Source organism: Geodermatophilus sp. SYSU D01105, assembly GCF_054050095.1.
Genome location: NZ_JBJGYR010000038.1, coordinates 17,748 through 28,565, shown reverse-complemented (window position 1 = coordinate 28,565; position 10,818 = coordinate 17,748). Strand labels below are relative to the sequence as shown.

The 10,818-nt window shown below is 77.3% G+C and carries 8 protein-coding genes; 5 read left to right on the top strand and 3 right to left on the bottom strand.

The genetic code is table 11. The annotated features are described in order from the left end of the window. The coding region (locus ACI79I_RS23595; protein ID WP_456994880.1) for an integrase core domain-containing protein at nucleotides 1–132 on the top strand (132 nt) is incomplete at its 5' end. On the opposite strand, the gene ACI79I_RS23590 is transcribed toward ACI79I_RS23595, so the two are convergent. Beyond that, the gene (locus ACI79I_RS23590) at nucleotides 129–512 is read right to left on the bottom strand and encodes a nuclear transport factor 2 family protein (protein WP_456994876.1); all 384 of its coding nucleotides are present in this window, start codon (nucleotides 510–512) and stop codon (nucleotides 129–131) included. The genes ACI79I_RS23595 and ACI79I_RS23590 overlap by 4 nt on opposite strands. Nucleotides 513–605: 93 nt before the next feature. On the opposite strand from ACI79I_RS23590, the gene ACI79I_RS23585 reads away from it, so the two are divergent. Next, nucleotides 606–1,790 carry an AI-2E family transporter gene (locus ACI79I_RS23585; protein ID WP_456994874.1) on the top strand — a complete coding sequence of 395 codons (1,185 nt, stop codon included), beginning with the start codon at nucleotides 606–608 and terminating at the stop codon, nucleotides 1,788–1,790. Further along, nucleotides 1,787–2,182: a YybH family protein gene (locus ACI79I_RS23580; RefSeq protein ID WP_456994872.1), complete on the top strand. Its 396-nt coding sequence runs from the start codon at nucleotides 1,787–1,789 to the stop codon at nucleotides 2,180–2,182. The genes ACI79I_RS23585 and ACI79I_RS23580 overlap by 4 nt, the downstream gene beginning before the upstream one ends. Nucleotides 2,183–2,275: 93 nt before the next feature. Here ACI79I_RS23580 and ACI79I_RS23575 read toward each other — a convergent pair whose 3' ends face one another. Next, the gene (locus tag ACI79I_RS23575) at nucleotides 2,276–3,454 is read right to left on the bottom strand and encodes an LLM class flavin-dependent oxidoreductase (protein ID WP_456994870.1); all 1,179 of its coding nucleotides are present in this window, start codon (nucleotides 3,452–3,454) and stop codon (nucleotides 2,276–2,278) included. 136 nt (nucleotides 3,455–3,590) lie between these two features. On the opposite strand from ACI79I_RS23575, the gene ACI79I_RS23570 reads away from it, so the two are divergent. Continuing rightward, on the top strand, nucleotides 3,591–8,144 hold the full coding sequence (locus ACI79I_RS23570) for an HAD-IC family P-type ATPase (RefSeq protein WP_456994868.1): 4,554 nt from the start codon (nucleotides 3,591–3,593) through the stop codon (nucleotides 8,142–8,144). Then, the gene (locus tag ACI79I_RS23565; protein ID WP_456994866.1) at nucleotides 8,141–9,058 is read left to right on the top strand and encodes a ribonuclease Z; all 918 of its coding nucleotides are present in this window, start codon (nucleotides 8,141–8,143) and stop codon (nucleotides 9,056–9,058) included. Before ACI79I_RS23570 ends, ACI79I_RS23565 begins: the two co-directional genes overlap by 4 nt. A 13-nt stretch (nucleotides 9,059–9,071) precedes the next feature. Here the strand turns inward: ACI79I_RS23565 and ACI79I_RS23560 are convergent, their stop codons facing one another. Continuing rightward, nucleotides 9,072–10,670: an RNA polymerase sigma factor gene (locus tag ACI79I_RS23560; protein ID WP_456994864.1), complete on the bottom strand. Its 1,599-nt coding sequence runs from the start codon at nucleotides 10,668–10,670 to the stop codon at nucleotides 9,072–9,074. Between the last annotated feature and the right edge of the window lie 148 nt (nucleotides 10,671–10,818).

Genomic DNA, 10,818 nt, shown 5'->3' with positions numbered 1-10,818 from the left:
CTCAGCGAGTCAGCCCGCCGGAAGGCGCTGCCAGCCTGGCTGCACGAGTACAACCATCACCGGCCCCACACCGCGATCGGATGCCACCCGCCGATCACCCGCTTGAACAACCTCTCCGGGCAGTACAGCTAGCGCGGGGGCGGGCTCGACGCGTAGGCGAGCAGCCGCCAGTCCCCGTCGGCGCGGGTCCAGACGGCGGTGGCGAGGTTGTCGAGCTCCTTCGGGACCCCGTCGACGTCGACGTCCGCGGTCATCCGGCCGACCACGACCGCGGCATCCCCGGACACCTCGACCCGCTCGACCGGGTGCTCGGCGCTCCGGTAGACGTAGTAGCGCGACCGGAGCTTGTCCAGGTACTCGTCCTTGGTGTCGCGCCGGCCGCTGGAGTGGGTGTAGGTCATGCCGGGGGCCAGCAGCGCGTCCAGCGCGGTCAGGTCGCCCTGCACCATCGCCCGGTAGCGGCGGTCCTCCGCGTCGAGCACCGCCTGCACGTCGTCGCTGGTGTCGGCCATGCGCCCATCCTGGTGGCCAGCGGCGCCGGCACGCACCCCGGGCCCGTCGGGAGAACGCTGCCGCCGCCGGTCGGGAGGGTCTAGCGTCCGCGCGTGGACGGCGACGAACGCGCAGCGCCCCGCCCCGCGGAGCAGGATGCCCGGCGTCCCGCCGACGAGGCCGGCTGGTTCCGGCAGGCCCCGCCCTGGCTGCGCCGCGGAGTGGTGTTCGCGCTGGTCGCGATCGCCGTCTTCCAGGTCGCGGTGTGGGCCTTCGCCAGCCTCCGCGGCTTCCTGGGGCTGCTCTTCCTCGCCTGGCTGTTCTCCATCAGCGTCGAACCGGTGGTCGCCCGGCTGGCCCGGACCGGGATGCGGCGCGGGGCGGCCACCGGGCTGGTGCTGTTCGGGCTCACCGTGCTGGTGGTGGGGTTCCTCACCGCCTTCGGCACCCTGCTGGTCGACCAGCTCACCTCGCTGTTCCGGGCGCTGCCCGACGTGGTTCGCGAGGTCGTCGTGTGGGTCAACCGCAGCTTCGACACCTCGTTCCGGCCCAGCGACATCGTCGACTCACTCGACCTCACGCCCGAGCGGGTGCAGGGCATCCTGTCCGACCTCACGCCCGGGGTCGTCGGCATCCTGACCGCGCTGGTCGGCCTGCTCTTCCAGGGGCTGACGTTCCTGCTGTTCGCCTTCTACATGTCCGCGCAGGGCCCCGCGTTGCGGGCGTCGGTCGCCCGGCGGTTCCCACCGCGCCAGCAGCGGGTGATCTCCACCGTGTGGGCGATCGCGGCGGAGAAGACCGGCGGCTACGTGGTCTCCCGGCTGGTGCTGGCCACGATCAGCGCCCTGGCCACCGGGGTCGTCCTGTGGCTGCTCGGCGTGCCCTTCTGGCTGCCGCTCGCGCTGTGGACCGGGGTGGTGTCCCAGTTCATCCCCACGATCGGCACCTACCTGGCCATCGGGGTCCCGGCGCTCATCGCACTGGCCGGGCAGCCGCTCGACGCGCTGTGGGTGGTCGTGTTCGGGGTGGTCTACCAGCAGGTCGAGAACTACCTGCTGGGCCCGCGGATCACCGCCGCCACCGTCTCCATCCACCCCGCGGTCGCCTTCGGCTCGGTCATCGTCGGTGCGGCGCTGTTCGGGCCGATGGGCGCGCTGGTCTCCATCCCCGTCGTCGCCGCGGTCCAGGCGGTCGTCGAGACCTACGGCCGCCGCTACGAACTCGTCCCGGAGGCCCTCGCCGTGCCCGAGCCCCGTGCCGATGAGCCCGAGCCGCTCCCGGGGTCGGAACGGGCATGACCGACGACGACGCCGCCATCCGTGACCTGGTGACCCGGTGGGCGGAGGCGGTGCACACCGGCGACCTCGAGGGCGTCCTCGCCGACCACGCCGAGGACGTCGTCGTGTTCGACGTCCCGCCGCCGGACGACGGCGTGCGGGGCCTGGCCGCCTACCGCGAGATCTGGCCGCCGTTCTCCGCGTGGCAGCGGCAGGGGGTGTGCTTCGAGGTCGTCGAGCTGGACGTCACCGCCGGGACCGACGTCGCGTACGCGCACGCGCTGCTGCGCTGCGGCACCCCGGAGGAGCTGGCGGAGGCCCCGGCGCGGCGGCTGCGGCTGACCCTCGGCCTGCGCCGGGAGGACGGCCGCTGGCTGGTCGCGCACGAGCACCACTCGTTCCCGCTGCGCTGACCCGCCGACCGCCCGAGCGCGGCGGTCGGCGGGTCAACGGCCCCTGCAGGGACCTGCGCGAGCGTGCGAGTCGTGCCGGCAGGGGGTCCTCCCTCAGCTGCCCCCGGCCTTCTCCTTCTCGTACCGCTCGGTCATCGTCGCGACCGCCTGCATCTGCTGGGCCGCGTAGTCCTCGCGCTTGCCGCTGGCGAACGCCTTCCAGTCCAGCGTCTGCTGCGCGTGGCTGATCTCGCCGCCCTGGAAGTGCGGCATCACGTGCTGGGCGATGAGCTCCCACGACCGCTTGGTGGCCTGCGGGTTGGCCCACTCGTGGCCGAGCAGCAGCATGCAGCCGAACCCGCCGGACTGGTCCCACAGCCGCTGCACCTGGGCGCGGGCGTCCTCGACCGTGCCGATGGCGCCGATCCCGGCCTCGTTGATGAAGTCGATCATCTCCTTGGCGTCGCCGCCCTCGACCGCCATCTGGGGGAACGCCGCGGTCTTCTGGAAGTACCGGAACCACGTCTCGATGCCGTACTGCACGTCGGCGTAGGCCTGTTCACGGGTCTCGGCGATGTGCATGAGCCCGACCAGCCGCCAGTCCCGCCGCGACACCGACTGGCCGAAGTGCTCGGCGCGCTCCTGGACGACGTTCCAGTGGTGGGCCAGCGCGTCGAAGCCCTCCTTGGTCAGCGTGGCACCGATGGACAGCAGCCCGATGCCGTGCGTGCCGGCCATCCGGGGCCCGGTGGGGGAGGCGACGGCCGCGACGGCGACCTCGAACCGCGGCTGGGTGTAGGGCCGCAGGTGCAGACGGGCGTTCACCAGCTCGTGCGTGCGGGTCTTCTGGGTGACCGTCTCGCCGCGCAGCAGCCGCATGATGATGTCGAGGTCGACCTCGAGCAGCTCGCGGGTGTCGGTCGGGTTGAGCCCCAGCATCATCGAGTCGGTGGGCAGCGAGCCCGGCCCGCACCCCAGCATCGCCCGGCCGCGCGTGAGGTGGTCCAGCAGCACCATGCGCTCGGCCACCCACAGCGGGTTGTGGTAGGCGATCGAGGTCACGCCGGTGCCGAGCTTGATGTGCCGGGTCCGCTCGGCCGCCGCGGCGATGAAGATCTCCGGCGAGGCGATGATCTCGGTCCCGGCCGAGTGGTGCTCGCCGATCCACGCCTCGTCGTACCCCAGGCGGTCGAGGTGCTCGACCAGTTCCAGGTCGCGCTGCAGGGCGAGCGTCGGGTTCTCCCCGGCGGGGTGGAACGGGGCGAGGAAGGTGCCGAAGCGCAGCCTGTCCATGGGTCCTCCTGGGATGGGCGGTGGCGCCGAACGTAACGTGCACCACATCCCCGCTGGGAGTCCCCGGCGCGGGCTTTGGGGAGGCCGATCCCGTTCCGGCGGCGTAGGTTTCCCAGACCACCGTTCGAGGGACGCCATGGGCCTGTTCCGCCGCATCGACGCCGCACGCAGCGCGGCGGGCGCGGCCGCGCGCCTCGGGCTGGGCCTGGCCGCCGCCCCGGCGCTGGTCACCGCCGGCCTGCTCGGGGGGCCCGCGCGGGCGACCGTCCGGACCGCGTCCGAGGTGGGCTCCGCGGTGGCCGGCGCCACCCGGCACCTGGCCCACAGCGCCGCGGTCACCGGCACCCGCGCGGTGGGCACCCTGCTGACCGGCGCCGACCCCGTCCCCGACGGCCACCTGCACTCGCTCCTCGACGCCGCCCGCGGCATGGTCGAACCGCCTCGGCACCGGCACACCCGCCGGGTCTGGGCCGACCGCGGGCACGTCCAGATGGAGGTCTGCGCCCCCTCGGTCGAGGAGCAGCCAGAGGTGCGCCGGGCGCTGCGCCGCCAGCTGGAACGGCTCGAGGGCGTCCAGTGGGCGACGGTCAACGACGTCGTCGGCCGGGTGTTCGTCGCCTTCGACGAGCGCCGGGTGGGCGTCGAGGACGTCGTCGGCGCGGTGACCGCCATCGAGCAGGCCCGGGGCGGTGCCCGGGTCTTCCCCGAGATGGTGGAGCACCCCGCCGACCTCGAGCCGTTGCTGGCCGCCGCGGCCGCCGCGGCCATCGACACCGCCTCGGTCGGCGTCGCCTACCTGGGCAGGGCACTGCCCATCCCGGCGCTGTCCCGGCACGTCACGCTGTCCATCGCCCTGCTCGACAGTCAGCGCTGGGTCCGGTCGGGCCTGGAGGCCCGGATCGGCGTCATCGGCACCGACCTGCTGTTCAACGGCACCAGCGCGCTGCTGCACGCGCTCACGCAGAGCCCGGTCATCCCCGCGCTCAACGCCGCCGCGGCCCTGCAGCAGGTGGTCGAGATGCGCGCCCGCCGCCAGGTGTGGCAGCGCCGCGAGGGCGAGCTGTGCGGCCCCGAGCCGGAGGACGAGACCGAGCCGCTGGTCCCGCCGGGCCCGCGGCCGGTGCCGCTGCCGCCGGGGCCGGTGGAGACCTACCGCGCCCGCCTCGAGCCCGTCGCGCTCGCCGCCTCGCTCGGCATGCTGCCGTTGACCGGCAGCCCCGGGCGCTCGGCCGACATGCTCAAGTCGCAGAACCCCAAGGCCGCGGGCCTGGGGCGGGAGTCCTTCGCCGCCACGCTGGACCTGCTGATGTGCCGGCGCGGGGTGCTGCCCCTCGACGGCTCGGCCTACCGCCGGCTCGACCGCGTCGACACCGTCGTCCTCGACTCCGCCACCCTCTGCACCGGCCCACCCGTCGTCATCGAGGCGACCGCCACCGCCGAGGGGGAGGACGACGCCGCCGTGTGGACCGCCGCCGTGCGGCTGCTGGGCGACCACGACACCCCCGGCGCCGGCGCGGCGGACGGCGAGCCGCACCTGCGGCTGGGGCCGGCGCGCGCCGCCGCGGACGCCGCGGGCGGGGAGGTGCGCAGCCTGCTGCGCGGGCGCCGCCGGGTCGGCGTGGTCACCGTGGCCCCCGAGCTGGACCCGTACGCCGAGGCCCTGATGGCCGCCGCCGCCGACGCCGGCCACCGCGTCGTGCTGACCCGGCACGTGGGCACGCGCGAGGTGGGCGCCGCCGCGGACGAGGTCGCCCCCGCCGGCGAGCCGCTGGTGGAGACGGTGCGGCGGCTGCAGGGGGACGGGCGCGCCGTGCTGCTCGTCTCCGCCGCCGACGGCCCCGCGCTGATGGCCGCCGACGTCGCCGTCGCCCCCGTCGTGCCCGGCTGCGCGCCGGCCTGGGGCGCCGACCTGGTCACCGGCCCCGGCCTGGTCGACGCGTGTGCGGTCGTCGCGGCCACGGTGCCGGCCCGTGCGGTCAGCCGCCGGTCGGTGACCACCGCGGTGACCGGCAACGTGCTGGGCGGGCTGCTCGCCGCGGTCGGCAGCCCCCGGTACGGGCAGGCGAAGGCGACCGCACCGGGCAAGACGGCCAGCACCGCCACGCTGGTCGACGGCGCCTGGACGGCGGTCCGCGCCGCCCGGCGGCCCGTGCCGCCGCCGTCGGTGCACACCCCGTGGCACGCCCTGGAGCCCGACGACGTCCTCGGCCGGCTCGCCGACCTCCCCGAGCAGTCCGACGGCCGGGCCGGCCGGCTGTCCGGAGCCGCCCGGGCGGTGCGTGAGCTGCCGGTCGTGCGGGTGCCCGCCCGCTTCGCGCGGACCGTCGCCGCCGAGCTCGCCGACCCGCTCACGCCCGTGCTGGCCACCGGCGCGGGGGCGACCGCGGCGCTGGGCGAGAACACCGACGCGCTGCTGGTCGGTGGGGTCACGGTCATGAACGCGCTGGTGAGCGGGCTGCAGCGGCTGAGGGCGGAGACCGCGCTGGAGGCGCTGCTGCTCGAGCAGGACGTCACGGTCCGGCGGGAGGTCGACGGCCGGTGCGAGGACGTCCCCGCGAGCGCGCTGCGGGTCGGCGACGTCGTCTGCGTGGCCGCCGGGGACGTGGTCGCCGCGGACGCCCGGCTGCTCGCGGCGACCGACCTCGAGGTCGACGAGTCCAACCTGACCGGCGAGTCGCTGCCCGTGGGCAAGTCGGTGCCGGCCACACCGGGCGCCGACGTCGCCGACCGCACCTGCATGCTCCACGACGGCACCACCGTGGTCGCCGGCAGCGGCCGGGCCGTCGTCGTCGCCGTCGGGTCGGCCACCCAGGCCGGGCGCGCTGCCCGGGCCGCCGGTGGCGCCGCGCCTCCCGCCGGTGTCCAGGCCCGGCTGGCCGAGCTCACCCGGGCGGTGCTCCCGCTGACCCTCGCCGGGGGTGCGGCGGTGACCGCGCTCGGGGTGCTGTGGCGGCGTCCGCTGCGCGAGGCGGTCGCCGCGGGCGTCGCGGTCGCCGTGGCCGCCGTCCCCGAGGGGCTGCCGCTGGTCGCGACGGTGGCGCAGCAGGCCGCCGCCCGCCGGCTGTCCCGCCGCGGCGCGGTCGTGCGCAGCGCCCGGGTGCTGGAGGCGCTCGGCCGCGTCGACACCGTCTGCTTCGACAAGACCGGGACGCTGACGGAGAACCGGCTGAGCGTGTCCCGGCTGCTCCCGCTCGACGACGGCGCCGACGAGGACGACGTGCTGCGGCTGGCCGCGGCGGGGGTGGCCAACGGCGACGCGGAGGCGCACGAGACCGACCGCGCCGTGGTCGAGGCCGCCCGGGAGCGGGACCTGGCCCCGGACGGCGAGGCGCAGGCCTGCGTGCCCTTCGCCGCCGAGCGCGGGTTCTCCGCCGCGGTCCGGGACGGCCGGCTGCTGGTGAAGGGCGCGCCGGAGGTCGTCGTCGCGCGCTGCGCCGGGGCGCCGGACGTGCGGTCGGCGGTGCAGGAGCTGGCGGCCGACGGGCTGCGGGTCCTCGCCGTGGCCGACCGCGACCTCGACGGGGCCCCCGACGACCTCGACGCCGCGGCGACCGACCTGCGGCTGCGGGGGCTGGTCGGGCTCGCCGACACGCTCCGGACGTCGTCGGTCGCCGCGATCGAGCAGCTGCGCGCCGCCGGGGTCCGGGTGGTCCTCGCGACCGGCGACCACCCGGAGACCGCCGGGGCGATCGCCGCGCAGGCCGGCGTGCCCGGCGCCGACCGGGTCGTCACCGGGGCGCAGTTCGCCCGGGCCTCCGACACCGAGCGGGCGCAGATGGTGCGGGAGGGGGCGGTGTTCGCGCGGCTGTCCCCGGAGCAGAAGGTGTCGCTGGTCAGCGCGCTGCGCCGGGCCGGGGCCACGCTCGCGATGACCGGCGACGGGGTCAACGACGCCGCCGCCATCCGGCTGGCCGACGTCGGGATCGGCGTCTCCGGTGCCGAGTCGCCGGCCGCGCGGGCTGCCGCGGACCTGGTGCTCACCGACCTGGACCTGACCCGGCTGGTGGACGCCATCGGCGAGGGCCGGGCCATGTGGCTGCGGGTGCGTGACGCCGTGTCGATCCTGGTCGGCGGCAACGCCGGCGAGGTCGCCTTCACCGTCCTCGGCACCGCGTTCGGCGGGCGCGCTCCGCTGGGCACCCGCCAGCTGCTGCTGGTCAACCTGCTCACCGACATGTTCCCGGCGCTGGCCGTCGCCGTGTCCTCCCCACGGGCAGCCGTCCTGGAGCAGTCGGAGGGCCCCCTGGCCGGGCACCCGCAGGAGGCGGTGCTGCGCGCCGGGCCGCAGCGCGGCTTCTCCGGGGCGGTCCGCCGCATGGTGCTGGTGCGCGGCGCGGCCACCGCGGCCGGCGCCACCGGCGCGTGGGCGGCCGGCCGGCTCACCGGGCCCGCCGGGCGGGCGGGGACGATGGGCCTGGCCGCGCTGATCGCCACCCAGCTGGGGCAGACCGCGTGGGCCGGGCGGCGCAGCCCGCTGGTGCTGGCCACGGCCGCCGGGTCGCTGGCGGTGCTGGTCGCGCTGGTCTCCACGCCGGGGGTCAGCCGGTTCTTCGGCTGCACCCCGCTGGACCCGCTGTCCTGGGGGGTCGTCCTGGGCTGGGCCGCCGCCGGCACCGCAGGGGCCGAGGTCGTCCCGGCCCTGGTGCAGCGGTACCGCGCCCGGTCGGCGAGCGGGCCCGCCCCGGCGTGACGGTCCGCGAGCTCGTCGTCCTCGGCACGGCCAGCCAGGCGCCGACCCGGACCCGCAACCACAACGGCTACCTGCTGCGGTGGGACGGCGAGGGGCTGCTGTTCGACCCCGGGGAGGGCACCCAGCGGCAGATGCTGCTGGCCGGCGTGCCCAGCAGCGCGGTCACCCGGATCTGCCTGACCCACTTCCACGGTGACCACTGCCTCGGCGTGCCAGGCGTGGTGCAGCGGATGTCGCTGGACCGGGTCCCGCACCCGGTGCACGCGCACTTCCCGGCGTCGGGCCGGGAGTACTTCTCGAGGCTGCGGGCGGCGTCGGTCTTCCACGACGTCCTCGACCTGCGGGAGGTGCCGCTGACCGCCGACGGGCCGGTGGCCTCGGGACCGTCGTGGACGCTGGAGGCCCGCCGCCTCGACCACCTGGTGGAGGCCTTCGGCTACCGGCTGGTCGAGCCCGACGGGCGGCGGATGCTCCCCGACGAGCTGGCCCGCGCCGGCGTGGCCGGCCCGGACGTGGGGCGGCTGCAGCGCGAGGGGTCCCTGGACGTCGGCGGCCGGGTCGTCCGGCTGGAGGAGGTGAGCGCGCCGCGGCCGGGGCAGCGGGTCGCCGTCGTCATGGACACCCGGCTGTGCGACGCGGTCTTCGCCCTGGCCGAGGACGCCGACCTGCTGGTCGTCGAGTCGACCTTCCTGGAGGAGGACGCCGCGCTCGCCGCCGCCTACGGCCACCTCACCGCCCGCCAGGCGGCCACCGTGGCGGCGGGGTGCGGCGTGCGCCGGCTGGTGCTCACCCACTTCTCCCAGCGGTACCCCGAGCCCGACGCCTTCCGCGACGAGGCGGCGGCGGTCTTCGACGGCGACCTCGTCGTCGCGCAGGACCTGCAGACCGTCGCGGTGCCGCGGCGCCGGGCCTGAGCCGGCCGACGGCTCAGCGCACCGGGCCGCCGCCGTAGTCGCCGAAGGGCGTCACCGGTGCCGCGGCGACGGGGACGTCGGTGACCGCCCGGCCGGCCGCGTCGCGGATGCGGACCGTGCGCCCGCCCTCGGGCAGGAGCGCGACCGCGCTGCCGTCCTGCAGGGCCACGGTGCCCAGGACGGCGCCGCGGTCGTCGAGCACGGCGGCGTCGGCGGCCGGCGCGGGAGCGGTGACCACCAGCCAGCGGCCGTCGTCCGAGGGCTCGGTCTCCGGCACCGACAGGTCGCAGACCCGGGCGACGACCAGGCCAGCCACGTCGGCGCTGCCGGGCGGGGTGGAGACCCCGCACGGGACCACCCGGCCGGTGCCGCTCGGCCCGACCTGTGCCGCCCACGTCGTGACGACCAGCCCACCGCCGGGGCTGCGCGCGACGACCACGGCGACCGTGCCGGGCACGCCCTCCAGGGGCACCGGGCCCGACCAGAGCAGCTGCGGCTCCAGCGCCGCCGGCTCGGCGCCCAGGGGGACCGCCACCTCCGCGAGCGCGGCCGCGACGGCGGCGGGCGCGGGCCGGACCGGCGACGGGCGCAGGGGCTCGAGCGGGCCCGGTGGGGGAGCGGCGGGCTCGGGGACCGTGGAGACGTCGACCCCGGAGCGGTGCACCGGCCGCCCGTCCCGCACCACCCGGACGCTGAGCGCGGCGCCGACCGCCGGGGTCCCCACCGGGACGACCGCCACGCCGTCGACGTCGTCCACCGGCCGGTAGGTGCGGCCGACCGTCCCGCGGGGGCCCACCTGCAGTCGCGGGGACACCTCGACGGCGTCGTCCCGCCCGGCGACGACGACCAGCGTGGCCGCACCCGGGTCGCCGACCAGCAGCGACACCGGCCGGCCCGGCCCCAGGTGCTGGGGCACGTGCGCGACCAGCTCGCCGGCCGCGGCGCCCACCGGCCCGGTGAGCCACACCCCCCGGAGGTCCTCGTCCACCGTCCCCGCGACCAGGGCCACCCGGCCCGCGGGCGTGTCGGTGGCCAGGACGACCTGCCGCTCGTCCTCCGGCGGTGGCACCAGCGGCCCCCAGTCCAGCCGCCGGAGGGCGTCGACGTACGCGCGGTCGCCGGCGAGGGTGCCGCGGGTCGGCTCGGCCAGGACGGCGGTGTCGGAGGGGGCCGCGGCGGCCGGGGCCGGGGCAGGGGCCTCCGGGCCGCGCAGGGCGAGCGGTCCGGCGACGGCGGCCACCGCGACCACCGCCGTCCCCGCCGCGGCGCGCAGCCGGCGGGACCGACGGCTGCGGGAGACGGCGTCGGCGACCGCCTCGGCGGTGCCCAGGCGCCACCTCCCCGGCACGACCGGAGGAGGCGGTGCGGCGTCGAGGGACTCGAGCACCTGCCCGCCGCCGCGCCCTCGCCCGGCGGCGTCGGCCAGCGCTGCGGAGGCGGCGGCGCGCGGGTCGACGCCCGCGCGGCCCCAGCGGCGGTGCACCCGGGACAGCGCCGCCTGCACGGCGTCCTCGGCCCGGCCGGGGTCGCCGGTCAGCCGCAGCGCCTCGGCCAGCAGCGCCGGCCGCTCCGCGGCGACGAACCGGCCGAACGCCTCCTCGACGTCGGTCACCGCTCCAGTCTGCGGCGACCGGCGCGGCCCGGCCCCGGCAGCCCGGGGAGGAGGGGCGGCCCCCCGTCACAGGACGCCGCGGGCCATGATCCCGAGCGGGTCGACGGCGGCGCGGGCCCGGCGGGCGAGGTCGAGGACGTCCGGGCCG